Below are 26,900 nucleotides of genomic sequence, written 5' to 3' on the forward strand. Positions count from 1 at the left end.
GGCCAACATTGCGAGAACTGCCGCAAACTGATACAATTTATGCAAACAGGCGTAACAGACGAAAGGGGAAGACCATGCTCGGACTTGTAAAGAAATTATTCGGAGACGCCAACGAACGTGAGATTAAGCGTCTAATGCGTACCGTGGAGGAAATTAACGGCCTGGAGCCGCAAATTTCCAAGTTGTCAGATGATGGACTTCGTGAGAAGACGGAGGAGTTTAAAGCACGCCTTGAGAAGGGTGAGGACATTGATACCCTGCTTCCTGAGGCATTCGCAGTTACAAGAGAAGCTTCAAAACGCGTTCTGGACAAGCGCCATTACGACGTACAACTGATCGGCGGTATGGTGCTTCATGAAGGCCAAATTGCTGAGATGAAAACCGGTGAAGGTAAGACGCTTGTCGCTACCCTTGCTGTTTATTTGAACGCGCTTCAGGGCAAAGGCGTTCATGTCGTTACAGTCAATGACTACTTGGCTACGCGTGACAGCGAGCAAATGGGTCAGCTTTATAAATTCCTAGGCTTAACTGTCGGTGTCAACCTGCATGGCCTTACTACGGATGAGAAGCGTGAAGCATACGCATGCGACATCTTATACGGAACGAACAACGAATTTGGATTTGACTATTTGCGCGACAACATGGTCCTGTACAAAGAACAAATGGTACAGCGTCCGCTTTATTATGCCATTATTGACGAAGTCGACTCCATCCTTGTCGATGAAGCTCGTACACCGCTCATTATTTCCGGTCAGGCTGCGAAGTCGACGGAGCTTTATTTTGCAGCAGATCGCTTTGCGATTCGCTTGAAAGTGGAAGAAGATTATACGGTTGATGTGAAGGTGCGCTCGGTAACATTGACGGACGCAGGCGTGGAGAAAGCGGAGAAAGCATTCGGCATCGAGAACTTATTCGATCATGCCAATGTGACGCTTAATCATCACATTCAGCAAGCGCTCAAAGCGCATGTTATTATGAAACGCGACGTAGACTACGTTGTACAAGAAGACGAAGTTGTCATTGTCGATGAGTTTACAGGCCGTCTAATGGCTGGTCGTCGTTACAGCGACGGCTTGCACCAAGCGATCGAAGCGAAAGAGCAAATTAAAGTACAGAATGAGAGCATGACGCTCGCTACGATTACATTCCAGAACTACTTCCGTATGTACCGCAAGCTGTCCGGTATGACAGGTACAGCGAAGACAGAGGAAGAAGAGTTCAAGAAAATTTACGGTCTTGAAGTTATTCAAGTGCCGACAAACCGGAAGAATATCCGTGATGATATTGCGGATGTTGTATATAAGACGGAGAATGGCAAGTTCAAAGCGGTGGTTGAAGAGATCGTTACTCGCCACAAGAACAAACAGCCGGTGCTCGTAGGTACAGTTTCCATCGAGAATTCGGAGAAGCTCTCCGAGCTGCTGAAGAAACGCGGCATTACTCACAAAGTACTGAACGCGAAGTATCACGCTGAGGAAGCGGAGATCATTTCTCGCGCCGGTGAGTCCGAGTCGGTTACGATTGCAACGAATATGGCGGGCCGTGGTACCGATATTATTCTTGGTGAAATGGTTGATGGTGTTGGCGGATTGCATATTATTGGTACGGAGCGCCATGAGAGCCGTCGTATCGATAACCAGCTGCGCGGTCGTGCCGGTCGTCAAGGGGACCCGGGTTCGTCGCAGTTCTACCTGTCGCTTGAAGATGAGCTTATGCGCCGTTTCGGCTCTGAGAACATCATGGGCATGATGGAGCGTCTTGGCTTCGAAGAGGATCAACCGATCGAGAGCCGTCTGATCTCCCGTGCCATTGAATCTGCGCAGAAACGCGTAGAGGGCAACAACTTCGATCAACGTAAAATCGTCTTGCAATACGATGACGTAATGAACCAACAGCGTGAAATTATCTACAAGCAGCGCCGCGAAGTGCTCTTCTCCGAGAACATCCGCGAAATCGTGCTTGAGATGATCAAGCCGGTTATTGCGAAGATCGTAGAAGCTCACTGTCCTTCCGATGATGTACCGGAGAACTGGGAGCTGCAAGAAATCGTGGATTATGCAGAAGGCAATTTCTTGAACGAGGGCAGCATCACGAAAGAAGATCTGTGGGGCAAAGAGCCGGAAGAAATCAATGATTTCTTGTACGGCAAAGTAATTGAACTCTACGATCAGCGTGAAGAAGGAATCGGTCATGAAACGATGCGTGAATTCGAGAAGGTTGTCGTGCTGCGTGCAGTAGACAGCAAGTGGATGGACCACATCGATGCAATGGATCAGCTTCGTCAAGGTATTCACCTTCGTGCATACGGCGGTACGGATCCGCTTCGCGAATATCAATTCGAGGGCTTCGAAATGTTCAAGGAAATGATTGAGCATATTCAAGAAGAAGTCACCAAATATATCATGAAAGCACACGTGGAGAACAACCTGGAGCGCCAAGAGGTAGCGAAAGGTCAAACGGAATCCGGCGGAAGCAGCGAAATGCAGCAGAAGCGTCCGGTTCGTAAGGAAGAGCGCGTGCGTCGTAATGATCCGTGCCCATGCGGCAGCGGCAAGAAATACAAGCAATGCCACGGACAATAAGCCTGCCTATTGCATAAGGTAGGGCAACGAAGTTAATTTTGAGGTGAAGCGACCGTCATGATAGATATAACGATGAAACAAGATCTGCGTGAAATGGCGAAGCGTCTCCAAGAACTCAGGGGGTCTCTTTGACTTAGATATTAAGCAAGAGATGATTCTCAATTTCGAAGAGAAAATGAGCGCTCCGGGCTTCTGGGATGACAATGAGCGTGCGCAGACCACCATCTCCGAGATGAACGCCGTCAAATCCGTGGTCGATCAATTCGAACGGATGCAAAGTGAGCATGAAGATCTGCAAACGATGCTGGAGCTGGCGGAAGATGAAGGCGAGGACGAAAGTCTGGAGGCAGAGCTTAAGCGCAGCGTCGCGGAACTCGTAAGCAAAGTGAGCGAGTTTGAGCTTCAACTGCTGCTTAATGAGCCTTATGACAAGCTGAATGCTATTCTTGAGCTGCATCCCGGTGCGGGCGGTACGGAGTCGCAGGATTGGTGCCAAATGCTGTACCGGATGTACACGCGCTGGGCAGAGAAATCAGGCTTCAAGGTAGAACTGCTGGATTACCTGGCTGGGGATGAGGCGGGCATTAAGAGCGTTACGATTTCCGTCAAAGGCCATAATGCATACGGGTATTTGAAGGCGGAGAAAGGCGTTCATCGTCTCGTGCGAATCTCGCCTTTCGATGCTTCCGGTCGGAGACATACGTCCTTCGTTTCCTGTGACATTATGCCGGAGATTGACGATGACATTGAAATTGAGATTCGTTCGGAGGATCTCAAGGTCGATACGTACCGGGCCAGCGGCGCGGGCGGTCAGCATATCAATAAGACGGAATCGGCCATTCGGATCACGCATATGCCTTCGGGTATCGTCGTGTCCTGCCAGACGCAGCGTTCGCAGATTCAGAACCGTGAGCGTGCGATGCAGATGCTTCGCTCCAAGCTTTACGAACGTAAGATCGAAGAGCAGCAGAAGCATCTCGCAGAAATTCGCGGCGAGCAATCCGATATTGCATGGGGCAGCCAAATCCGCTCCTATGTGTTCCATCCCTACAGCATGGTCAAGGACCATCGCACATCGGTGGAGACAGGTAATGTCGGCGCTGTGATGGACGGCGATCTAAATATGTTTATCGACGGTTACTTGCGGAGCAAGATCCGTCATGAAGAGCAATAATGAAGGGCTAGTGTGAATGCGTGCATAGCCTGGAGTAAGAGTTCCTACACTACTATGTGTCGGAACTCTTTTTTGCGGATGAATGGATGTTACCTATATAGAAGGATGGGGTCAGCAATGAGTGTGCAGCAAGATCAAGGGATGAAGAAATTACATAGAGAAAATCGAAGATTACGAAAACCATTGGGGCCAAAGAGTGAAGCGGCGCTCAGCGTGGCACTGCTGCTTGTCGGTTCTTTTCTGATCGCCATCAGCTTCAACATGTTTCTGGTACCGCTCGGCATTGCGTCCGGCGGTGTATCGGGTATTTCCATTTTGGTCAATCGCGTATGGGATATCCCGCCTGCTTATACACAGTGGGCACTTAACGTGCCGCTCTTCTTGGTGGGTCTGTGGCTGCTCGGCAAACGTTTCGCACTGAAGACGGCACTTGGCTCCTTCTTGCTGCCGCTGCTTGTCTTGTTCACCTCCGATTGGCAGCCGCCTACGGATAATGCGATGCTGGCATCCATCTATGGCGGAATTGGCGTTGGGGCAGGGCTTGGCCTTGTATTCAGGGGACGAGCTTCGACAGGCGGTCTTGATCTGGCGGCGCAACTGCTGCACCGATTCACAGGTGTGCGGCTCGGACTGGCAGTGGCATGCTTCGACGGCCTCGTCATTGCCGCTGCAGGGATTATCATCGCGCCGGAAAATGCACTTTATGCACTGGTCGGCTTGTTTGTAACAAGCAAAACGATCGACTTTGTACAGACGGGGCTTGCTACTTCGAAGGTTGCTTTCATTATATCGGACAAGCCGGAGGCGATTACGCAGGTGGTGCTCCACGACCTGGATCGCGGATTGACCAAGCTGGACGGACATGGCGGTTATACGGGGGAAGCGCGTACTGTGCTAATGGTCGTCGTCGGACAAGGCGAAGTGTCGAAGCTGAAGGGGCTCGTGAGGACGGCAGACCCCTATGCGTTTGTCATTATTAGCGATACAGCCGAGGTGCTGGGGGAAGGCTTCCAATTGCCTTAAATTCGACGCAAAAGTAAGCAATTTTTCCGTTGAATTAATATGAATACGTATGTATAATAATACAAAGTGTTAGCTATTTCCTCTATCCCCCTGTTCGTGTACAATGGATAGCTAGGAAGGAAATGGATGGGAGAGAACGGACATGAGTAAAGCAGTGAAAGCAGCGATTATCGGATCAACAGGGTACGGCGGCGTTGAGCTTATCAGACTTCTGGCCCACCATCCTCAGGTGGAAGTGACTTCCGTCATTTCATCGTCGAGCGCGGGTGCGCCGATTGCGGAAGGTTTCCCGCATTTGACCGAAATTTGCACGGATATTCTTGATGACGTTGATCCGGCTTTGATACGAAGCAAAGCTGAGGTTGTATTTATAGCAACTCCACCGGGCATCGCAGCTCGGCTTATCCCTTCGCTTCTGGCGGAAGGGCTGAAAGTGATTGATATTTCCGGCGACCACCGGCTTAAATCTCGCAGCGAGTACGAGACTTGGTATAAGAAAGAGCCTGCGGAGCAGCAGTACTTGGATCAAGCGGTTTACGGTCTATGTGAAGTGTATGGCGATGCCGTGCAAGGCGTTGATCTGATCTCCAATCCGGGCTGTTTCCCGACCTCTGCGCTGCTTGGATTGATTCCTGCCGTACAAGAAGGCTATATCGATCATTCCACCATTATTATAGATGCGAAGTCAGGCGTTTCCGGCGCAGGTCGCGGTACCAGCGTGGGCAACCACTATCCGGAAATCAATGAGAACTTCAAAGCTTATAAAATCAATAAGCATCAGCATATTCCAGAGATCGAGCAAGTGTTGTCTGATGTGGCAGGCGAGAAAGTACTGACGACGTTCACGACCCATTTGGTTCCGATGACGCGCGGCATTATGAGCACGATCTATGCGACCGTGAAGGATGGTCACAGCGTAGAGGACTTTATTGCGTTATACAGCAATTATTATGAGGGTCGTAAGTTTGTCCGTATTCGCAAGAACGGCACATGGCCGGCAACCAAAGAAGTATCAGGCTCCAACTACTGCGATATCGGCTTCTCCGTTGATGAGCGTACAGGGCGCATCACGATTGTGTCGGTTATTGATAATCTTGTGAAGGGTGCTGCTGGGCAGGCCATTCAAAACTTGAATTTGATGATGGGCTGGGACGAGGCGCTGGGCCTTAACTTCGTGCCGATGTACCCGTAATAAGGGAGTAGACCGCTGGTCTTGAGCCCGCAATCATTCAATAAAGGAGACGCGATTGAACAATGGGACAGGGGAACACATCACCAACCTATATCGTCGTGCCGGAAGGCTCCGTTACGACACCCAAAGGGTTTAAAGCCGCCGGCTTGCATTGCGGCTTGAAGAAGACGACGCGCCATGACCTTGGCGCAATCGTATGTGAAGTGCCTGCTGCGGCAGCCGGCGTGTACACGACGAACGTGTTTCAAGCGGCGCCGATTCAGGTGACGCGCGAGAGCATCGGCGCAGGCGGCAAGCTGCGCGCGGTCATCGTGAACAGCGGCAACGCGAATGCGTGCACGGGCAAGCAGGGCGATGCGGATGCCTATGAAATGCGCAGCGCGTTTGCTGAAGCCATCGGCGTGCCTGCCGATCAGGTGGCGGTAGCTTCAACCGGCGTCATCGGCGAGCTGCTGAAGATGGACCGCGTACGCGGCGGTATTGCAGAGCTGCCTGCACGATTGGCAGATTCCTATGCTGCGGCAGATGATTTCTGCCAAGCGATCCTGACGACGGATCTCGTGAAGAAGGAAGTTTGTGTTTCCGTTACCGTTGACGGCAAGCTCGTACATATTGCCGGCGCATCCAAGGGAAGCGGGATGATTCATCCAAACATGGCGACGATGCTTGGCTTCGTGACAACGGATGCGGAGATCGGCAGCGAAGCGCTGCAGACGCTGCTGCGCCAAGTAACGGACGTAACGTTCAACATGATTACGGTTGACGGCGACACCAGCACGAACGACATGCTTGTTGCGATGGCGAGCGGTTTTGCGGGCAACGAAGAGCTTCACGCGGGTCACCCTGACTATACGGCGTTCGCAGACGGACTGCGTTACGTGTGCGAGGTGTTGGCCAAGGCAATCGCGCGTGACGGAGAAGGCGCAACGAAGCTCGTTGAGGTGCAAGTGCGCGGAGCGGAATCGAATGATGCGGCGCAGGCGATCGCGAAGACCGTTATCGGCTCTTCACTCGTGAAGTCCGCGGTATTCGGCGCAGATGCGAACTGGGGCCGTATTATTGCGGCTGTAGGACGCGCAGGCGTGCCTGTGAATCCGGAGACAGTCGACATCGCCTTAGGCGATATCGTGACGCTTACGCAGTCGCGACCGATTGCTTTTGACGAAGAAGCGGCACTTGTTTACTTGAAAGGGGACACGGTTGTCATTCATGTGGATCTGCATATGGGTGAAGGCGTGGCAACAGCTTGGGGTTGTGACCTCACTTATGATTATGTCCGTATTAACGCGGCATATCGCACATAGCATCAGGCAGGATTTCGGGAACGAAGGGAACGGACGAAACCTATGGAACAGCGGTTTGTGATGAAATGCGGGGGCAGCACGCTTGCGGCGCTTCCGGCTTCTTTTTTCGAAGATTTGAGGAGTTTGCAAGAACGCGGCGTTAAAGCGGTCATCGTGCATGGCGGCGGCCCGGCTATCTCGGAAACACTCGGCAAGCTGGGAATCGAGAGCGAGTTCGTGAACGGCTTGCGCAAAACAAGCGACGAAGTGCTGGACGTTGTGGAAATGGTGCTGGCAGGACGGATCAACAAAGAGATCGTTCGCCGCATTGGTCAAAGCGGAGCGAAGGCCATTGGATTGTCAGGCGTCGACGGCGAGCTCATCACGGCTCAGCCAGTGGCGAACGCTGACGAGGTTGGCTTTGTCGGCGATGTAACGGATGTGAATGCGGCGATCATCGAAGGCGTCATGGGCATGGGCTACATTCCCGTAATTGCGCCGATTGGGATCGACGCGGCAGGACAACGCTACAACATCAATGCAGATACGGCGGCAGGAGCTGTTGCCTCGCATCTTGGTGTCGAGCAGATGATTGTGGTAACGGATGTACCCGGTATCTTGAAGACGGTAGACGGAGAGAAACAAGTGCTCCCTACTGCTACTGTGGCAGAGATCGAAGACATGATTGCGAGCGGAGAAATCTATGGCGGCATGATTCCGAAGGTTCGCGCAGCGATCGCATGTATTCAAGGACGCGTGAAGGAAGTCGTCATCGTAAGCGGTGACGTACCGGGCGTACTCAGCAAGGCTGTTCTCGAAGGCGGCATTGGAACAAGAATTATACAATCTTAATTATTAGTGGGGTGAACGAATGATGAGCGATATGAACAAAGGTACAGAAGGTGGCAGCTCGCTATTTCCGACGTATGCCAGATATCCGATTTCACTTGTGAAGGGTGAAGGCAGCTGGCTCTGGGACGACAAAGGGAACAAATACTTAGACTTCATGGGCGGCCTGGCCGTAACGAATCTGGGTCATGCGCCGAAGCAAGTGAAAGATGCGCTTGTGAAGCAGCTTGATGAGCTGTGGCATGTATCCAATCTGTTTCACATTCCGAATCAAGAAGCGGCAGCGAAGGCGCTGACGGATAACAGCCATGCGGAAGCGGTGTTCTTCTGCAACTCCGGCGCGGAAGCCAATGAAGCGGCAATTAAGCTTGCCCGCCGTTACCATCAGAAAGTAAAGGGCAACGGTCGCTATGAAATCATTACGTTCGCCCAATCCTTCCACGGCAGAACGCTGGCAACGTTGACAGCAACGGGCCAAGAGAAAGTGAAAGAAGGCTTCGGTCCTCTTCCTGAAGGGTTCCGCTACATCCCGCTGCATGACATCGAAGCACTGGAAGCGGCAATTACCGATAAAACGGCTGCCATCATGATCGAAATGATCCAGGCGGAAGGTGGCGTAATTCCGGTCGAGCCAGCGTTCGTGCAGCATTTGGCTAAGCTTTGCAAGGAGCGCGGTTTGCTCCTAATCATAGATGAGATTCAAACGGGCATGGGTCGTACCGGCAAGCTGTTCTCGTTTGAGCATTACGGCATCGAGCCGGATATCTTTACCTTGGCAAAAGGACTGGGGAGCGGTTTCCCTGTCGGCGCTATGCTGGCGAAGGGCGAGCTGATCGAAGCGTTCACAGCGGGCAGCCACGGCTCGACGTTTGGCGGAACGCCAATTGCTACAGCTGTCGTGAAAGCGACGGTGGAGGCTATTATCAGCGAGAAAGCACCGGAGCGTGCGGCTGAGAGCGGCGAGTATCTCGTGGGGCAGCTGCGCGAGAAGCTTGCAGGCAATCCGTTTGTGAAGGATATTCGCGGCAAGGGACTGATGATCGGTATCGTATGCAACGGTCCGGTTGCGAACATCATCGCAGAAGGCCAGAAGCGTGGTTTGTTAGTCGTTACAGCAGGACCGGACGTTGTTCGTTTGCTGCCTAGCCTAATCGTTTCGCGTGAAGAAATAGATCAAGCGGTGAGCATTCTGACCTCGATTTTCGCGGATCAAACGGCTCCAGCGCAGCTGTAGAAAGAAGGGAGAACCACCCACATGTCACAATTGTTGACCGAAGAACTGGCAATAGGCCTCAAAGGCCGCGACTTTATCGGCTTGGCTGACTATACGCCTGCAGAAGTTCGCTACCTGATCGATCTTGCGATCGAGCTGAAGGGCAAACAGAAGGCCGGCGAGATTTATCACCCGCTGAAGGGCAAAACCCTCGGCATGATTTTCGAGAAATCATCCACGCGTACGCGTGTTTCCTTTGAAGTTGGGATGTACCAGCTCGGCGGGCATGCGCTGTTCCTTAGCCGCAATGACCTGCAGATCGGCCGCGGGGAGACGATCTCCGATACGGCGCAGACGCTGTCGCGTTATCTGGATGGCATGATGATTCGGACCTTTGCGCACCGTACTGTCATTGAGCTTGCTCGCGCTGCAACCGTGCCGGTTATTAACGGCCTTACAGATCTGTCCCATCCGTGCCAAGCATTGTGCGATTATCAAACGGTGCTCGAGCATAAAGGGCGCCTCGAAGGACTTAAAGTGGCTTACATCGGGGATGGCAACAATATGGTGCACTCCTTGATGATGGGCGCAGCGAAGCTCGGCATGCATATTTCGGTGGCGACGCCGGAAGGTTATGAGCCGGATGCTGACGTTGTAGCGCTGACGAAGGCGAGCGCAGCGGAAACCGGCTCGCGCATCCATGTGTGCCGTGATCCGAAGGAAGCGATCGCGGACGCTGACGTCGTCTACACGGACGTATGGGCGAGCATGGGCTTTGAGGCGGAGCAGAAGGAGCGCGAGCTTGCTTTTGCCGCCTATCAAGTGAACGAGGATCTGGTTCGCTACGCGAAGAACGACTACCTGTTCATGCACTGTCTGCCTGCGCATCGCGGCGAGGAAGTAAGCGAAGGCGTGATCGATGGCAAGCAATCCATTATATTTGATCAAGCGGAGAACCGTCTGCACGCGCAGAAGGCGATCATGGCTGCAATCATGTAATATCAACTCGGCATTACGCGGGACTTATAGCATCTAATTCACAATAGGGAGTGTTGACTGAATCATGGCGAAGGAAAAAATCGTGCTGGCTTACTCGGGCGGTCTGGATACGTCTGTTATTCTAAAATGGCTCAAAGAAACCTACGACGCGGAAATTATCGCATTTACAGCGGACATCGGGCAAAAGGATGAGCTGGATGGTCTGGAAGCGAAAGCGTTGGCTACAGGCGCTTCCAAAGTATACATCGACGATCTGCGCGACGAGTTCGCGGAAGATTTCATCTATCCAATGTTCCAATCCGGCGCACTCTATGAAGGTCAGTACCTGCTGGGTACTTCCATCGCACGTCCGCTGATTGCCAAACGCATGGTGGACATCGCTCGCGCCGAAGGCGCAACAGCCATTGCGCACGGCGCAACAGGCAAAGGCAACGACCAAGTTCGTTTCGAGCTGACGGCTGCCGCACTTGCTCCGGACATCGACGTCATCGCTCCTTGGCGCATTGAAGCATTCCGTGAACAATTCCCGGGACGCGCTGAAATGATCGCCTATGCAGAGAAGCACAACATTCCGGTTCAAGCGTCTGCGGCTAAGCCGTATTCGATGGACCGCAACCTGCTGCACATCAGCTTTGAGAGCGGCATGCTGGAGGATCCTTGGTTCGATCCAAGCAGCGACGAGAACAAAGGCATGTTCGTCTTGTCCGTGTCCCCTGAGGACGCGCCGGATCAAGCCGAATATGTAGAGCTTACCTTCGAAGCCGGCAATTGTATCGCTGTTAATGGCGAGAAGTTGAGCCCGCTGCAAGCGATGGAGAAGCTTAATGAACTTGGCGGCAAGCACGGTATCGGCCGTGTTGATATGGTGGAGAACCGTTTCGTCGGCATGAAGAGCCGTGGCGTATACGAGACACCGGGCGGTACGATCCTATTCACCGCACACCGCAAAATGGAGTCGCTCACGATGGACCGCGACGTCATGCACCTGCGTGATTCCCTCATTTCCAAATACGCATCACTCGTATATAACGGTTTCTGGTTCGCTCCTGAGCGTCTGGCGCTCCAAGCGCTTGTACTCGAAAGCCAGAAGAACGTAACAGGCGTCGTTCGTCTGAAGCTGTACAAGGGCAATGTCATCGGCGCCGGCGTGAAAAGCCCGGTCAGCCTGTACAACCCGGATATCGCAACGATGGAAGCAGATCCGTCCAAAGCGTATGACCAAGGCGATGCAACCGGCTTTATCCGCCTGAACGCGCTGCGTCTGAAAGTGTCCTCCGGCGTGGAGCAGAACAAGCAGCAGTAAGGCAAGCGAAACGATAAAGGAGTGCACCTGTGTGAGTAAATTATGGGGCGGCAGGTTTACGAAGAAAACCGACCAACTGGTAGAGGAATATACGGCATCCATTTTATTTGATAAAGAGCTTGCTGAAGAGGATATTCAAGGGAGCTTGGCCCATGTCACGATGCTGGGCAAGCAGGGCATTCTGCCTGCAGACGACGTGGAGAAAATCATTGATGGCTTGCACCGCGTCTTGCAGCGCATCAAACGCGGCGACATTGAATTCTCCATCGCCGACGAAGATATCCACATGAACATCGAGAAGACGCTGATCGACGATGTGGGTCCGGTTGGCGGCAAGCTGCACACCGGCCGCAGCCGCAACGATCAGGTTGCCACCGACATGCATCTGTACCTGCGTAAGCGGGTCGTGGAGTTCGTTGATCTGCTGCAGAAGCTGCAAGCTGCGCTGGTGCAGCAGGCTACGGCAAACATTGATACGATTCTGCCTGGTTATACGCACCTGCAGCGTGCACAGCCAATTCTGTTCGCGCACCATATGATGGCCTATGTAGCCATGTTCGGCCGTGATATCGAGCGTTTGCAGGACAGCTACAAACGGGTAAACACATTACCCCTCGGAGCTGGCGCATTGGCAGGCACGACGTTCCCGATCGATCGTCATTTCGTAGCGAGTCAGCTGAAGTTTGACCGCGTCTACGAGAACAGCCTCGATGCGGTAAGCGACCGCGACTTCATTCTGGAATTCCTGTCGCACGCGTCCATCATCATGATGCATCTGTCGCGTCTAAGCGAAGAGTTCATCCTGTGGTCGAGCACGGAGTTTCACTTCGTTGAGCTCGACGATGCTTTCTGCACAGGCAGCAGCATCATGCCGCAGAAGAAGAATCCAGACGTGCCGGAGCTTGTCCGCGGGAAAACAGGTCGCGTTTATGGCAACCTCGTTGGCTTATTGACGGTACTCAAGTCCCTGCCGCTTGCTTATAACAAAGACATGCAGGAAGACAAAGAAGGCATGTTCGATACGGTCCGCACGCTGCAAGGCGCGCTGCAATTGTATGCCCCGATGGTGGCGACAATGAAGGTGAACAAGGACCGGATGCGTCAAGCCGTCAATCAAGATTTCTCGAACGCGACCGATATCGCCGACTTCCTGGTTGGCAAAGGTCTGCCGTTCCGTCAAGCGCATGAAGTCATCGGCAAGACGGTATTGTACTGCATCCAGCAGGGCAAATACTTGCTGGATCTCACGCTTGATGAGTTCAAGCAGTTCTCTTCGTTGTTCGACGATCGCATCTACGAGGTGCTGCAGCCGGAGAATGTTGTCAATGCACGCAACGTCTACGGCGGCACGGCCAAGACGCAAGTCGTCGAAGCCATCGCCCGCGCGGAGCAAGACCTGGCCGCAACAGCGGAATGGATTACCGAATACGCGGAACGCAGCCGCTAAATAGCAAAAAGGCCGTAATTTCAAGTAGCTTACTCTACTTGGCATTACGGCCTTTTTTGTTTGCTATTTAGGTAGGAGGAGCTGCGGCGGACTATCGGCGGCCTCGTGGTTGAGGGGGCGCGCTGGAGGAGAGGTACCAGCTACCGCACATTAGCGAGAGAGTGACGAAATTGCACAAAGAGAGGTAGCAGCTACCGCACATTAGCGAGAGAGCGACGAAACCGCACCAAGAGAGGTCCCAGTTACCGCACATAGGTGGGAAAGCGGCGAATTGAGATCACACCGAGCGCGAGCTCATCCGATCACGTATGAACAAGAGGCGCGGCCAAGCATTCCCATGGAATGTTGCTAATTATGCAACATTCCTGCCCAGAATGAGCACTGGCAGAGGAAATGTTGCGCTATTTGCAACAATTTCTTCTCATATCTTCACTTGCCCCGCAATTTGCTTGGAAATGATGCATTAAGTGCAACATTCCGGCGGATTCACTCTCATGGGCAGTTAAATGTTGCATTCTATGCAACATTATTGATTAACCCCAAAGACCGCTCATTCGGTCATGTGTTTGTACCCCTACAAACATACGAAATGAAGCGGTCCTATGAAAAATCTGCTGCCGCCAGAATGGACAGTTTATCACTTTCCGCCCGCCTACTGCGCCACGCCGTCCTCTAGCAGCGGCGCTTCATCCTTGCCGTTGTCAGGATGAGACTGCTCCGGCGCTACAGCATAGACGACCGGCTGTGCCCGGTACGTATCCCTCGAGATGCGTGTGCGCGAAACTTTCACGCCATTCTCCAGCTTCGTGCGGTACGTCTCGACAATGTAGCCGGGTTTGCCGGATGCAAGCTTGCGTCGTTCGCCGGGCATCATCGAAGCCGACGGCACTTCCTTCACCGGTGGAACGACAGTAGCCACCGTCTTGGAATCTAACTTGTACTGCACGGTCCTAGGCAAGGTCCCGAAGATCTTTACCGTGACCCGGCGATTCTCCACTTCCGTCACAATGACGAGATGCTTGCCGGTCGTGTTCTTGAATTTGAAGTTGATCGCATCATCGGCGTAAGTCGCATCTCGGCCCATAGGCAAATAAGCTACGGGAAGGGAGTGATTGCGCCGCTCCACCATATCGAGGCCAGCGAATAATACAGCATTGTACAAGGTGCTGGACACTTGGCAGATGCCGCCGCCGACGCCTGGAACGAACTCGCCGTTTAGAATGACAGGCGCTTGGCGATAGCCGTATTTTTTGTTGGTTAAAGCAATGACCTTGCTGTAATCGAATAGTTCCCCGGGAGCAAGCTCCATGCCGCTCAGCGTCTTAGCCGTCATCGTCACATTGTAAGCACGACCGGCGCCGCTCGTCCTAAACGTCGTGGTAAAGGAAGAGATAAGCCGTTCGACCCCTTCATCCTTCAAGCGCTGCAGCGTGATGGAAGGATGGATGACGCGGAGCTCTATCGGCCAGGTCATCGGAGACAGCTTCTTCCCATTCTTCCCCCAATTGCTCCCAATCGCCTTCCCGATCGCAGCTGTGGCATGGGCGTACATTTTATCGGTATCGAGTCGATAAGCATCCTTGTGCGGCGTATAGACGACCTTGTCGTCCTTCGTGATTTTCCGCGTTGCATTCACCGGTTCACCTGCGTCCATCCAGCCCCAAATACTGCGTATTTTCCCCACGAACACCTCTTTGTCCAAACTCACACCAATGGCCAGCTGCTGCTGAAATCTCCAACGATACTTGGCTCTTTTCCACAACGAACCGCTATTCAAGCGGTCCAAGGCTGCCAAGGCGTCCTTCGTATCCACTTCAATGCCGAGCTGTTCGAGCGTCCACGTTTTCTTCTTCCCTTCGCCGGTGCCGCCTTTTATCGTAACCGCAAGCTGCTCTAGCTGTTGCTTCCGCAGAGTCAGCAGCTGCTTGGCCTCCTCGATTCGAAGGGAACCGATGGGGATGTCGGCATCACTCCTCAGGTTCTGTCTGTTCGTTTCTGTAGGTTTCCTCAAGACAACATGTACTTGTTTCGGTATCGTTTGCTGGGACGCATACCACCATAACCCGCCCCATCCGGCAGACGCGAGCAGGCACACCACCGCCAGAATCCAGATTAGCTGCAGCCGTTTCGTATTCATAGCTTCCTATCACCTCGGGGCCAGTATTCGTACATGTATATGCGCCGAGGGCTTCATTTCTGCCATCTGTTTGTACAATTCTCTTCAGTGAACCAAGCCGCTGATAGCCGCGAACAGGACGTTTGTCGAAAAATATACGGTACGAAGCACTAGATTCGCGCTTTACGGTTCATGAGAAATATGAAAAATGCAGAAAACAGGACTTTGGTAGAGGATTTACCGCAATCATGTCGAATAGTTAAAAGCTGACTACCTACAGGATGTGATATTGTGATTGAATTGCAAGATATTTGGAAGACGTACGCAGACGGCACTCACGCACTCCGCGGCGTTTCTGTTCGTATAGACCGAAATGAATTCGTTTACTTGGTTGGACCTTCCGGAGCTGGAAAATCTACCTTCATGAAACTGATCTATCGCGAGGAAATTCCATCCAAAGGACAAATCTCCGTGAATGGGTTTAACATCGGTAAGTTAAAGCCCCGTAAGATCCCTTATGTTCGGCGGAACATCGGCGTTATTTTCCAAGATTATCGCTTGCTGCCGAAACTGACCGTTTACGAGAACATCGCATTTGCGATGGAGGTTATTGAAGCGCCTCGCCGAGTGATCAAGAAACGGACGATGGAAGTGCTGGAGCTCGTCGGACTTCGCGGTAAGCATGCAAGCTTGCCTCAGCAGCTATCGGGCGGCGAGCAGCAACGGGTCGCAATCGCGCGAGCGATCGTCAACAATCCGGCCGTCATCGTGGCGGACGAGCCAACAGGTAACCTAGACCCCGAAACCTCGTGGGGCATTATGAATTTGCTCGAAGAGATCAACTTCCGCGGCACTACGATCATCATGGCCACGCACAACAAAGAGATTGTGAATACGCTCCGCAAACGCGTCATCGCCATCGAGAACGGAACGATTGTGCGTGATGAAGTGAGAGGAGAGTACGGCTATGAAAGTTAGCACCATTATCCGCCACCTTCGCGAAGGGGTGAAGAACGTGGTGCGCAACGGCTGGATGACTTTTGCCTCCGTCAGCTCCATCGTCATTTCTTTATTTATCCTGGGCGCGTTTCTACTGCTGGCATTGAACGTCAACAACTTGGCGGACCAAATCGAGAGCCAGGTACAGATTCGGGTGTACTTGCAGCTGAATACCGAGGATGCCAAGATTAACGAGCTTAAGAATGCGATCGGCAATATTCCCGAGGTTAGCAAGATCGAATTCATATCCAAGGAGAAGGGGCTTGAGTCCCTACGCGAGAGCATCGGTGCTGACGGCGCTGAGCTGCTCGAAGGGTATGACAAGACGAACAACCCGCTGCCGGACTCCTTTACCGTAGAGGTGTTTGAGCCGCAGAAGATCGCTTTTGCCGCGAAACAGATTGAAGCGATTGGCAAAGCAGACGAGACATTGCCGATTACAAGCGTGAAATACGGGAAAGGCACCGTAGAAACGCTATTCAAAATCATGAACGCCGTCCGCAATATCGGATTGGTTATTGTAGCGGGACTTGGTTTAACCGCGATGTTCCTCATCTCCAACACGATTAAGATGACCATTCTGGCACGCCGCCGCGAGATCGGCATTATGAAGCTGGTTGGGGCTACGAATAATTTTATCCGCTGGCCGTTCTTTATCGAAGGTGCATTGATTGGTATCTTCGGTTCGGTGGTCACGGTTACCTTGCTGATGCTCGGGTACTCCAGGCTGGTTGAGGTGTCTCAGGTTGAGCTCGGCCTTATGATGATTAAACTCGTGACATTGAAGGAAGCAGGCTTTAATGTGTCCGTCCTGATTATGGGGCTTGGCATTCTGATTGGTATTTGGGGAAGCACCTTGTCGGTGCGAAAGTACTTGAAAGTGTAGGTGAATGGAAACGTGAACGTGAAGAAAGGGATCGCCGTTCTAGCCATTATCGTATTTGCCGGATTTGTGTTCCAACCCTATCAAGGCGAAGCTTCCTCGCAGCTGGACAAAATCAACAGTGAGCTCGCTAAAGTGCGCAAAGAAATGAGCGCCGCTTCTCATAACCGCAATCAAGCGGACAAAGACAAGGAATATGTGCTGGCGATGAAAGAGAAGACAGCGAAGTCTGTCAACGAAATCATGCAGCAAATCAGCGAAGTCAGCACGCAGCTGAGCACCGTGCAGTCCCAAGTGGAAACGACGGAGGAGAAGCTGCAGCAAGCCGGCGAAGACCTCGATACGGCAGAGAAACGTCTGAAGACGCGGGACAAGCTGCTGCAATCGCGCATTCGTTTGATGTATACGAATGGATTCGTATCCTATATCGATGTAATGCTCAGCGCAACAAGCTTTGGCGACTTTATCGACCGGATGGACTCGTTGAAGTCGATTCTAAGCCAAGACCGTGATATTCTTGCTGACCACAAGAAAGATAAAGAGCTTATTACGCAGAAGAAAGCCGAAGTGGAGAAGTCGCTCGGTGACGTCAAGAAGATGTACGCGAAGCTTGCAGGCTTTGCAGATCTGCTCAAGGATAAAGAGAAAGAGAAAGAAGTTATGGTGCTTAAATATAAGAGCCAGGCGGAAGAGCTGGAGGAGATCAGCGAAGAGCAAGCAGATCTGCTGATTAGTCTGGCGAAGAAAGTGTCCGATCTGGAAGCGAAGAAGAAGAAAATCAAAGTGTATTACACCGGCGGCAAGCTTGGTATGCCGCTTCATTCCGAATGGCGTTTGTCTTCGCCGTTTGGCTATCGGATTCACCCTGTAACCGGAAGAAAGAAACTTCATGCCGGGATGGACATGGCGGCTCCGGGCGGAACGTCCATCTATGCGGCTGAGTCGGGTCTGGTCATTGTTGCCCAGTGGTGGAGTGAGTATGGCAACTGTGTCATCATCGATCATGGCGGCGGGCTGTGGACGGTTTACGGACATATTCGCAATGGCGGCATCAAGGTAGAGAAAGGCCAAACCGTGAAGCGCGGCCAGAAAATTGCGGAAGTGGGAAGCACGGGCATGTCCACCGGGAACCATTTGCATTTTGAAGTGCGCAAGAATCAAGAGGCGGTTAATCCCGCGCCTTATCTAAAGTAAATAACGGGCGGAGCCTAGCAGGCTCGAATGCTGATATGACGATGCCGTACCCAGATGCAAATAATTGGGTGCGGCTTGTCATATACTAGGGGAGATGTCAGAAGTAAGAAAAAATCTCACCATAGGCAGGGTATGCTCACGAAGGGGTGTTGACGTGCAGTTCAAAGGACGAACAGTAGCAGCGTTCATCTTGCTCACAATGGCGGCATCTACGCTTGTGACCTTGACGGTTGCAGACCGCTTCATTGCCATTCAGAGCGATGGAACGACAGCTAGAGCGGCGTCATCGGAATCGTCCGGACATGATGAGCTGAGCGAGAAGGAGCTTCAGAAATTAAACACGGTACTCGGTTTGATTGAGAACAAATATTTTCGCGAGGTCGATCGGACGAAGGTGCTTGACGGAGCAGTTAACGGGATGATGGAAGCGCTGGGCGATCCTTATTCGGTCTATATGAAGAAGGAAGTAGCGAAGCACTTCTCTGAGTCCATTGAAGGATCGTTTACGGGCATTGGCGCAGGCGTGCAGATGAAGGATGGCAAAATCACCGTCGAGTCCGCGATTAAGGATTCGCCGGCAGAGCGGGCAGGTGTTCTTCCGAACGATATCCTGCTAAAGGTAAACGGGGAGAAGCTGGACGGCCTATCCTTGAATGATGCCGTAGCTAAAATCCGCGGACCTAAAGGATCGAAGGTGAAATTGGTGATTCAGCGGGCCGGAATGACGCAGCCGCTGCAGTTGACGATCGTTCGGGACGACATTGACTACGAAACGGTCTATGCTCGCATGCGGGATGGCGGCATCGGTGTGATTGAGATTCGTCAATTCTCCCTCAATAGCGGCGAACGGTTCGAAGAAGAACTAACCAAGCTGGAGAAACAAGGGATGAAGGCGTTGATCATTGACGTGCGGGGCAATCCAGGCGGCGTGCTGCCAGTAGTTGTATCGGTTGCGCAGCCATTCGTGCCGAAGGGCGAGCCGATCGTGCAGGTCGAGGATAAGGACGGGCATCGGGAGAAAACAGTGTCTGCCGGAAGCGGCAAGAAGTACCCGGTCGCCGTACTGATGAACAAAGGCAGCGCGAGCGCATCTGAGGTATTAGCCGGAGCGCTCAAGGAAGAGGCGCATGCTACTTTGGTGGGTGAGACTTCTTTTGGCAAAGGGACTGTGCAGGTCAGCTACGATAAAGCGATGGCCGACGGAAGCTTAGTCAAAATGACGATTGCGAAGTGGCTGACGCCGCTCGGCAACTGGGTGCATGAGAAAGGGCTGAAGCCGGACGTCGAAGTGCTGCCGCCGGATTACTACACGGTAGCCCGCATGTCCAAAGAAGCGACGTTGCAGCCGGATACGATTAATGAGAACACGCGCAGCCTCCAAATTATGCTCGCGGGACTAGGTTATACCATCGATCGTAAAGATGGGTATTACAGTCAACAAACCGTTGTGAGTGTCAAAGCATTCCAGAAGAAAGCGGAGCTGCCGATTACGGGCAGTGCCGATAAGGTGACTGCGGAGAAGGTAGAGGAGGCGCTCGTCGCGAAGATTCGCGATGAGAAGAACGATACTCAATTATTGAAGGCCGTCAATGTGCTTCAGCAGAAGCTCGCCAGCGGACAATAACGCCGGGCAGGCAGGAAAATGCCTGGACCATGTCGAATAGAGAGAAGGTTGTCTCCGTGCATGCCATCATGCGGAGAAGCCTTCTTTTTATTTTGATCATAATGTGGTAATGGTTTGCGAGAGGGAGTGGAAGCTTTGGAAGCGGCAATGGAATTGCTTCGGCAGGCGGGATCGGCGGCCATCGGACTGCTGCTATCTCCGTTTTATTATGTAGCGGTGCTCCTGATCATGCTTCAATATATGCGGCAGACAAGAATGGAGCGGAAGATGTTTCATGTCCGGCTTCACGCTTGGCCGATTCAGCTAGGAAAAACGATCATAGCAGGCTTACTCGTTGGTGTACTGCTTTCATGTATCAGTCTGTTTTTAGGTGTCTCAGTCACTACGGATGCGGTGCTCTGGATGTGGGGCGCGGCTGCTGTGCTTGTCGTTATCCGCGTTAGGTACTTATGTTTTGCTTATAGCGCAGGGCTGCTGGGTGTCTTGCAATGGGCGCTCGGCTGGACTGCGCTCGGTGATCGAAGCGACTGGATCGGTTCAGCGGCAGGCTCGCTGGCTGGCCTGGATATTCCTGGCCTGCTCGTTCTGGTTGCGCTTATGCATGTGGCAGAGGCGCTCCTTGTTCGCTGGCAGGGAGGGCGATCTGCAAGCCCGCTCTTCCTTGAGGGCAAGAGAGGCAAGCTTGTAGGGGGCCAAGCCCTGCATGGCTATTGGCCGGTGCCGATTCTGCTGCTTGTGCCGGCTGTTACCGGCGGAAGCGGGGATGTAGCGCTGCCTTGGACGCTGCTGCTCGGGGACAGCAGCCAGTGGATCAGCGGATTTACGATGATCGGCTTCCCGATGATCATCGGGTTCTCGGAGCTGACGCGTTCGCTGCTGCCGGCAGCGAAGGCACGCAGTGCTTCGAAAGGGCTGCTATTCTATGGCGTTGGTACCGGAATCGTCGCTGTCGCGGCTTCCTTCTGGAGTCCGCTGACGCTTGCAGCCGCGCTTTGCGCATTACTGCTGCACGAGGCGCTCGTGGCGATCAGTTATTTCAAAGAGGCGGCAAGCTCGCCGCTATATGTGCATAACGATCAGGGGCTGCGCGTGCTGGCTGTCATACCGGGCACGCCTGCTGAATCGATGGGCATTCTGGTCGGAGAGATCATTCATAAGGTGAATGGCGTTCGTGTTCGGACGAAGGAAGAGCTGTATAGCGCGCTTCATGTGAATTCGGCCTTCTGTAAGCTGGAAGTGCTCAATTATGAGGGTCAAATCAAGTTTGCGCAGCGTGCGCGTTATGCGGGGGAGCATCATCAGCTGGGCGTCGTGCTCGCACCGGATGACAAAGCCGACTATTACGCAGCGGCATCGCCGGCTTCCCTTCTTGATCTGCTCTGGAGCAAACGGACGGCGAAGTCCAAGCAGCGTGCGGCGGCAGCATCATCCTCGACGTCTGCGTCATTATAGAATAAGAAGGTGCCTCGGCGCTGTCCATTCATGGGCGGTTGCCGGGGCATTTTGCATAGTGCGGCAGGTCCTTCCAGTCCGGACAGGAAGTAGTAACCTTTCGTTGCAACTGCCACCGTTAATCGGTATAATAAACATCATATGGGAACACATATTCTTATGCTTGGGTAAACAGCATGATTTTAACGGACAATCTATTTTTTTCCTGTATATTGGGCATACAAATTAATAGGCCTTTTGAATTTTCATAGAAGACGTAGGATTGGGGTGTAGGAACAATGTTTGAGAAGCAAGGACAGGAGAAACTCTTCGAGCTGAAATCGGATTATACGCCGCAAGGCGACCAGCCGGTTGCGATTAAACAGCTGACGGATGGGATCGAAGCGGGCGTGCAACATCAGACGCTGCTGGGCGCAACGGGCACGGGGAAGACGTATACGATTGCGAATACAATCGCCAAGCTGAACCGGCCGACTTTGGTTATCGCGCATAATAAGACGCTTGCCGCTCAGCTTTGCAGTGAGTTTAAGGAATTTTTTCCGGATAACGCCGTCTCTTATTTCGTCAGCTATTATGATTACTATCAACCTGAAGCCTACATCCCGTCCTCAGATACATTCATCGAGAAGGACTCCAGCATAAACGATGAAATTGATAAACTGCGCCACTCCGCTACGAGCTCTTTGTTCGAACGTCGTGATGTCATTATCGTAGCGAGCGTATCGTGCATTTACGGTCTCGGTTCTCCGATGGAGTACGGGAAGCTTGTGCTCAGTTTGCGGGTAGGGATGGAGAAGTCCCGCGACGCTATCCTTCATAAACTTGTTGATATTCAATACCAACGCAATGATATTAACTTCATTCGCGGAACATTCCGTGTACGCGGCGATATTATAGAGATTTTCCCGGTAGCCAATAATGAACGGGCGATGCGGGTCGAATTGTTCGGAGATGAGATTGAACGCATTACGGAGATCGATGTATTGACCGGCGAAATCGTCGGTGAACGCGATCATGTCGCGATCTTCCCGGCTTCTCACTTCGTAACGCACGAGGATACGATGAAGGTGGCCATCAAGAACATCGAGGCCGAGTTGGAAGAACGACTGGCGGAGCTTCGCGAGCAAGGGAAGCTGCTGGAGCTGCAGCGGCTTGAGCAGCGAACGCGTTACGATCTGGAAATGATGCAGGAGATGGGCTTCTGCAGCGGAATCGAGAACTATTCCGGGCCGCTGACGTTCCGTGAGCGTGGAGCAACACCTTACACGCTGATGGACTACTTCCCGGATGATATGCTCGTCGTCATCGATGAGTCTCACGTTTCGATTCCGCAGATCCGGGCGATGTACAACGGTGACCGAGCGCGTAAAGAAGTGCTTGTCGATCATGGCTTCCGGTTGCCGTCCGCTATGGATAACCGTCCTCTTCGTTTCGAAGAATTTGAGAATAAAGTCAAACAAGTGGTCTATGTATCCGCAACGCCGGGACCTTATGAGCTGGAGAAATGCCCTACGATGGTAGAGCAGATTATTCGTCCGACCGGTTTGCTGGATCCGATTATCGAAGTGCGCAAGACGAAAGGCCAGATCGATGATCTGCTTGTTGAGATCCGTGATCGGATTGCCAAGGACGAACGTGTTCTGGTCACAACGCTGACGAAGAAGATGTCTGAGGATTTGACCGATTATATGAAGGAAGTCGGCATTAAGGTTCGTTATTTACACTCCGACATTAAGACACTGGAACGACTCGCGATATTGCGCGATCTACGTATTGGCGTATTTCATGTACTGGTCGGGATTAACTTGCTTCGGGAAGGTTTGGATTTGCCCGAGGTCTCCCTCGTATCCATATTAGATGCCGACAAAGAAGGCTTCCTGCGTTCGGAGCGTTCGCTGATTCAAACGATCGGCCGTGCAGCCCGTAACTCCGATGGCCGTGTTATTATGTATGCAGATAAGATGACCGACTCCATGACGAAGGCAATTGAAGAGACGAACCGCCGTCGTACGATCCAGATTGCTTACAACGAGAAGCATGGCGTAACGCCTACAACGATTCGCAAGAAAGTGCATGACATTATCGAAGCTACGAAGTCGGCGGATCAGAAGAACGATTTCTTGTCCGGGATCGGTGTCGAGAAGATGTCGAAGAAAGAGCGCCAGTCGTTGCTGCAGCGTTTGGAAGCCGAGATGAAGGAAGCGGCCAAGAGCTTGCAATTCGAGCGTGCGGCAGAGCTTCGCGATGCGCTGCTTGAGCTTAAAGCAGAGCTGGGCATGTAGGGCGGTTTGAAGCTATAGATAGCTTACGAAGTCGAATATAGTTCGTGCTATATTCTTAGGAGGATTAAACAGTGGCCAGTGATTCCATCGTAATTAAAGGGGCGAGAGCCCATAATTTGAAGAATATCGACGTGACGATTCCACGGGATAAATTTGTTGTGTTGACCGGGCTCAGCGGCTCCGGTAAATCCTCGCTGGCATTCGATACGATCTATGCCGAAGGTCAGCGCCGGTACGTCGAATCTCTGTCTGCCTATGCGCGTCAGTTCCTCGGGCAGATGGAGAAGCCGGATGTAGATTCCATCGATGGTCTTTCGCCGGCCATCTCCATCGACCAGAAGACAACAAGCCGCAACCCGCGTTCGACCGTCGGAACGGTGACAGAGATTTATGATTATTTGCGTCTCTTGTTTGCGCGCGTAGGTAAACCGCATTGCCCGGACCATGGAATTGAAATTACATCCCAGACGGTAGAGCAAATGGTAGACCGGATTATGGAATATCCGGAGCGGACGAAGCTGCAGATTCTGGCACCGATCGTCTCGGGGCGTAAGGGAGAGCATTCGAAGCTGCTTGCCGATGTGCAGAAGCAAGGTTTTGTTCGTGTACGCGTCAACGGCGAGCTGCGTGAGCTAAGCGAGAAGATCGAGCTTGAGAAGAACAAGAAGCACAATATCGAAGTTGTCGTTGACCGTATCGTCGTGAAGAGCGACATTCATAGCCGTCTTGCCGATTCGCTCGAGACAGCGACGAAGCTGTCAGGCGGCCAAGTGCTGGTTGATGTCATGGAGAAGGAAGAGCTGTTGTTCAGCTCTAATCTTGCATGTCCGGTTTGCGGATTCAGTATCGATGAGCTGGCGCCGCGGATGTTCTCGTTCAACAGTCCATACGGTGCATGCCCGGATTGTGACGGACTAGGAGCCAAGATGATCGTGGATCCGGATCTCCTCGTGCCGGATGCAACCAAATCGATCGAAGAAGGTGCCTTCGAAGCATGGGCAGGCAGCACATCGAACTATTACCCGCAGTTCCTTGAAGCCGTATGTGTGCACTATGGCATTCCACGCGATGTACCCGTAAGCGAGCTGTCTGCAGAACATATGAAGAAGCTATTGAACGGTACAGGCGGCGAGCGTGTGCGCTTCCGTTACGAGAATGATTTCGGGCATTCGAAGGAAGCGCTCGTGCCATTCGAAGGGATTGTTAACAACCTGGAGCGCCGCTATCGGGAAACGGGATCCGACGGCATCCGTGATCATATTGAACAATACATGAGCGCTAAGCCATGTGCAGGCTGTAAAGGCCATCGACTGCGCAAGGAAAGCCTTGCCGTAACGATTGGCACCCAGAATATTTCCCATGTGACATCACTCTCCATCGGCGATGCGGATCGTTTCTTCAACGCTCTTGAGCTGACCGAGAAGGAGAAGCTGATTGCGAACCTTATCTTGAAAGAAATCAACAGCCGCCTGGGCTTCTTAGTGAATGTCGGACTGGAGTATTTATCACTCAACCGTGCCGCGGGTACACTCTCCGGCGGTGAGGCGCAGCGTATTCGATTAGCTACGCAGATCGGTTCGAGTCTGATGGGCGTCCTCTATATTCTAGATGAGCCTAGTATCGGGCTGCATCAGCGCGATAACGATAAGCTGATTCAGACCTTGGAGCATATGCGTGACCTAGGTAACACGCTAATCGTCGTCGAGCATGATGAAGATACGATGCTGGCATCCGACTATATTATCGACATCGGACCAGGCGCCGGTATCCATGGCGGCCAAGTGGTTTCAATGGGAACGCCGGCAGAGGTGATGGCGGACGAGCAATCGTTGACCGGCGCCTATCTGAGCGGCCGGAAGTTCATCCCGGTTCCGCTGACTCGCCGCGCGACAAGCGACAAGTGGCTGGAAGTGAGAGGCGCGAAGGAGAACAATCTTAGAGGCGTGAATGCGAAGTTCCCGCTTGGTGTCTTTACTGCTGTAACCGGCGTGTCTGGTTCCGGTAAATCGACGCTCGTGAATGAAATTCTCTATAAGACACTCGCCCGCGATCTGAACAAAGCGAAGGTACGTCCAGGTGAGCATAAGGAAATCCGGGGACTAGAGCATATCGAGAAGGTTATCGATATCGATCAATCGCCAATCGGCCGTACGCCGCGATCGAACCCGGCTACGTATACAGGCGTATTCGATGATATTCGGGATCTATACGCATCGACGAATGAGGCGAAGGTACGCGGCTATAAGAAAGGCCGCTTCAGCTTCAACGTCAAAGGCGGCCGCTGTGAATCCTGCCGCGGAGACGGCATCATCAAGATCGAGATGCACTTCCTCCCGGACGTATACGTGCCTTGCGAGATTTGCAAAGGCAAACGGTACAATCGGGAGACGCTTGACGTGAAATATAAAGGCAAGAGCATTGCAGAGCTGCTGGAGATGACGATTGAGAATGCCACGGAATTCTTCCGCAATGTGCCTCGCATCCACCGGAAGCTGCAGACCTTGCTGGATGTCGGCCTTGGCTACATGAACTTGGGCCAGCCAGCGACGACGCTCTCCGGCGGGGAAGCGCAGCGCGTGAAGCTCGCAGCGGAGCTATATCGCCGCAGCACAGGCAAGATGCTGTACATTCTCGATGAGCCGACAACAGGCTTACACGTGGATGACATCGATCGTTTGCTAGTTGTCCTGCACCGTCTGGTAGAGTCGGGCGAGTCGGTACTCGTTATCGAGCATAATCTCGACGTCATCAAGACAGCCGATTACCTGCTGGACCTAGGTCCGGAAGGCGGTAATGGCGGTGGTGCCATCGTAGCAACCGGTACACCGGAAGAAGTGGTGAAAGTTGCCGGCTCTTATACAGGCCGCTACTTGAAGCCGATTCTGGAGCGCGACCGTGAACGTACGATTGCGCAGCAGCGAAATCAAGTGCAAAGCGTTGCTGCAGGTATTGAAGAGTAAATGAAATACACGTAAGTAAAAACAAAACGGGGCTGTCCCATAAGGTCAAATGACCTTGAGGGACAGTCCCTTCTTCATTAGTTCTACAAACAAACATAAAACGTTCCCCCCACACGCTGGATGCTGAGAGTGCGCAAAATAAACTCTCCGCGCAGTAACTAACCGTACAGGTCTTATTTAATAAATAACTCGTGTTTTCTGCGATTTTCGGTGCAATAAGACCTCTGTGATTCATTAGAATAATTGAAGTGATTTTTTCTCGCGAATAAGACCTCCACGGTTCGTTAGCGTGGCGAAGGTGGGGCCGTAGGAACCTTATCGACAA

At 52.6% G+C, this 26,900-nt stretch carries 18 protein-coding genes; 17 read left to right on the forward strand and 1 reads right to left on the reverse strand.

Annotation, left to right across the window (positions count from 1 at the left end; genetic code table 11):
* Positions 1-74 precede the first annotated feature (74 nt).
* The 10 genes from secA (at position 75) to argH (ending at position 13,065) form a co-directional block, all read left to right on the forward strand.
* A complete protein-coding gene (secA, locus tag BLW29_RS18780) occupies positions 75-2,582 on the forward strand; it encodes a preprotein translocase subunit SecA (protein ID WP_090982391.1) in 2,508 nt (835 codons plus the stop codon).
* A gap of 57 nt (positions 2,583-2,639) precedes the next feature.
* Positions 2,640-3,756, forward strand: a protein-coding gene (prfB, locus tag BLW29_RS18785; protein ID WP_143044429.1) for a peptide chain release factor 2 whose coding sequence is annotated in 2 segments (ribosomal slippage) — positions 2,640-2,711 and positions 2,713-3,756 — 1,116 coding nt in all. Because the reading frame shifts where the segments join, the coding sequence is not laid out codon by codon here.
* 117 nt (positions 3,757-3,873) lie between these two features.
* A complete protein-coding gene (locus tag BLW29_RS18790) occupies positions 3,874-4,779 on the forward strand; it encodes a YitT family protein (RefSeq protein ID WP_256208716.1) in 906 nt (301 codons plus the stop codon).
* 142 nt (positions 4,780-4,921) lie between these two features.
* Positions 4,922-5,971: an N-acetyl-gamma-glutamyl-phosphate reductase gene (gene argC / locus BLW29_RS18795; RefSeq protein WP_090982393.1), complete on the forward strand. Its 1,050-nt coding sequence runs from the start codon at positions 4,922-4,924 to the stop codon at positions 5,969-5,971.
* A 62-nt stretch (positions 5,972-6,033) separates the two neighbouring features.
* Complete coding sequence (gene argJ / locus BLW29_RS18800; RefSeq protein WP_090982395.1) at positions 6,034-7,275, forward strand: bifunctional ornithine acetyltransferase/N-acetylglutamate synthase; 1,242 nt, start codon at positions 6,034-6,036, stop codon at positions 7,273-7,275.
* A gap of 42 nt (positions 7,276-7,317) precedes the next feature.
* Complete coding sequence (gene argB, locus BLW29_RS18805) at positions 7,318-8,106, forward strand: acetylglutamate kinase (protein ID WP_090982397.1); 789 nt, start codon at positions 7,318-7,320, stop codon at positions 8,104-8,106.
* A gap of 31 nt (positions 8,107-8,137) precedes the next feature.
* A complete protein-coding gene (locus BLW29_RS18810) occupies positions 8,138-9,337 on the forward strand; it encodes an acetylornithine transaminase (protein WP_177186707.1) in 1,200 nt (399 codons plus the stop codon).
* Between the two features lie 21 nt (positions 9,338-9,358).
* On the forward strand, positions 9,359-10,315 hold the full coding sequence (argF, locus tag BLW29_RS18815; protein ID WP_090982401.1) for an ornithine carbamoyltransferase: 957 nt from the start codon (positions 9,359-9,361) through the stop codon (positions 10,313-10,315).
* A 64-nt stretch (positions 10,316-10,379) separates the two neighbouring features.
* Complete coding sequence (locus BLW29_RS18820) at positions 10,380-11,618, forward strand: argininosuccinate synthase (RefSeq protein WP_090982403.1); 1,239 nt, start codon at positions 10,380-10,382, stop codon at positions 11,616-11,618.
* Between the two features lie 31 nt (positions 11,619-11,649).
* Positions 11,650-13,065, forward strand: a complete 1,416-nt coding sequence (gene argH, locus BLW29_RS18825) for an argininosuccinate lyase (RefSeq protein WP_090982405.1) — start codon at positions 11,650-11,652, stop codon at positions 13,063-13,065.
* 652 nt (positions 13,066-13,717) lie between these two features.
* Here argH and BLW29_RS18830 read toward each other — a convergent pair.
* The gene (locus tag BLW29_RS18830) at positions 13,718-15,202 is read right to left on the reverse strand and encodes a VanW family protein (RefSeq protein ID WP_090982407.1); all 1,485 of its coding nucleotides are present in this window, start codon (positions 15,200-15,202) and stop codon (positions 13,718-13,720) included.
* Between the two features lie 270 nt (positions 15,203-15,472).
* Here BLW29_RS18830 and ftsE point away from each other — a divergent pair, with 270 nt between their 5' ends.
* The 7 genes from ftsE to uvrA all read left to right on the forward strand — a co-directional run bounded on the left by ftsE (position 15,473) and on the right by uvrA (position 26,575).
* Entirely contained in the window at positions 15,473-16,159 is a 687-nt protein-coding gene (gene ftsE, locus BLW29_RS18835) for a cell division ATP-binding protein FtsE (RefSeq protein ID WP_090982409.1), read from the forward strand.
* The gene (gene ftsX / locus BLW29_RS18840; RefSeq protein WP_090982411.1) at positions 16,149-17,066 is read left to right on the forward strand and encodes a permease-like cell division protein FtsX; all 918 of its coding nucleotides are present in this window, start codon (positions 16,149-16,151) and stop codon (positions 17,064-17,066) included. Before ftsE ends, ftsX begins: the two co-directional genes overlap by 11 nt.
* A gap of 12 nt (positions 17,067-17,078) precedes the next feature.
* Complete coding sequence (locus BLW29_RS18845; RefSeq protein WP_256208717.1) at positions 17,079-18,257, forward strand: murein hydrolase activator EnvC family protein; 1,179 nt, start codon at positions 17,079-17,081, stop codon at positions 18,255-18,257.
* A 154-nt stretch (positions 18,258-18,411) separates the two neighbouring features.
* Positions 18,412-19,881 (forward strand): S41 family peptidase, encoded by a 1,470-nt coding sequence (locus BLW29_RS18850; protein ID WP_090982413.1) that lies wholly within the window; start codon positions 18,412-18,414, stop codon positions 19,879-19,881.
* Positions 19,882-20,016: 135 nt separating this feature from the next.
* Positions 20,017-21,333 carry a PDZ domain-containing protein gene (locus BLW29_RS18855; RefSeq protein WP_256208718.1) on the forward strand — a complete coding sequence of 439 codons (1,317 nt, stop codon included), beginning with the start codon at positions 20,017-20,019 and terminating at the stop codon, positions 21,331-21,333.
* Between the two features lie 278 nt (positions 21,334-21,611).
* Positions 21,612-23,615: an excinuclease ABC subunit UvrB gene (gene uvrB, locus BLW29_RS18860; protein ID WP_090982415.1), complete on the forward strand. Its 2,004-nt coding sequence runs from the start codon at positions 21,612-21,614 to the stop codon at positions 23,613-23,615.
* A gap of 71 nt (positions 23,616-23,686) precedes the next feature.
* Positions 23,687-26,575, forward strand: a complete 2,889-nt coding sequence (gene uvrA / locus BLW29_RS18865) for an excinuclease ABC subunit UvrA (protein ID WP_090982417.1) — start codon at positions 23,687-23,689, stop codon at positions 26,573-26,575.
* Positions 26,576-26,900: the final 325 nt, after the last annotated feature.

Source organism: Paenibacillus sp. CF384 (genome assembly GCF_900106745.1).
GTDB lineage: Bacteria > Bacillota > Bacilli > Paenibacillales > Paenibacillaceae > Paenibacillus_Z.

Excerpts from the sequence above, each read along its gene's own strand:
- secA (WP_090982391.1), top strand. The coding sequence starts at position 75 with ATGCTCGGACTTGTAAAGAAATTATTCGGAGACGCCAACGAACGTGAG.
- BLW29_RS18790 (WP_256208716.1), top strand. The coding sequence starts at position 3,874 with ATGAGTGTGCAGCAAGATCAAGGGATGAAGAAATTACATAGAGAAAAT.
- argC (WP_090982393.1), top strand. The coding sequence starts at position 4,922 with ATGAGTAAAGCAGTGAAAGCAGCGATTATCGGATCAACAGGGTACGGC.
- argJ (WP_090982395.1), top strand. The coding sequence starts at position 6,034 with ATGGGACAGGGGAACACATCACCAACCTATATCGTCGTGCCGGAAGGC.
- argB (WP_090982397.1), top strand. The coding sequence starts at position 7,318 with ATGGAACAGCGGTTTGTGATGAAATGCGGGGGCAGCACGCTTGCGGCG.
- BLW29_RS18810 (WP_177186707.1), top strand. The coding sequence starts at position 8,138 with ATGAACAAAGGTACAGAAGGTGGCAGCTCGCTATTTCCGACGTATGCC.
- argF (WP_090982401.1), top strand. The coding sequence starts at position 9,359 with ATGTCACAATTGTTGACCGAAGAACTGGCAATAGGCCTCAAAGGCCGC.
- BLW29_RS18820 (WP_090982403.1), top strand. The coding sequence starts at position 10,380 with ATGGCGAAGGAAAAAATCGTGCTGGCTTACTCGGGCGGTCTGGATACG.
- BLW29_RS18830 (WP_090982407.1), bottom strand. The coding sequence starts at position 15,202 with ATGAATACGAAACGGCTGCAGCTAATCTGGATTCTGGCGGTGGTGTGC.
- ftsX (WP_090982411.1), top strand. The coding sequence starts at position 16,149 with ATGAAAGTTAGCACCATTATCCGCCACCTTCGCGAAGGGGTGAAGAAC.
- uvrB (WP_090982415.1), top strand. The coding sequence starts at position 21,612 with ATGTTTGAGAAGCAAGGACAGGAGAAACTCTTCGAGCTGAAATCGGAT.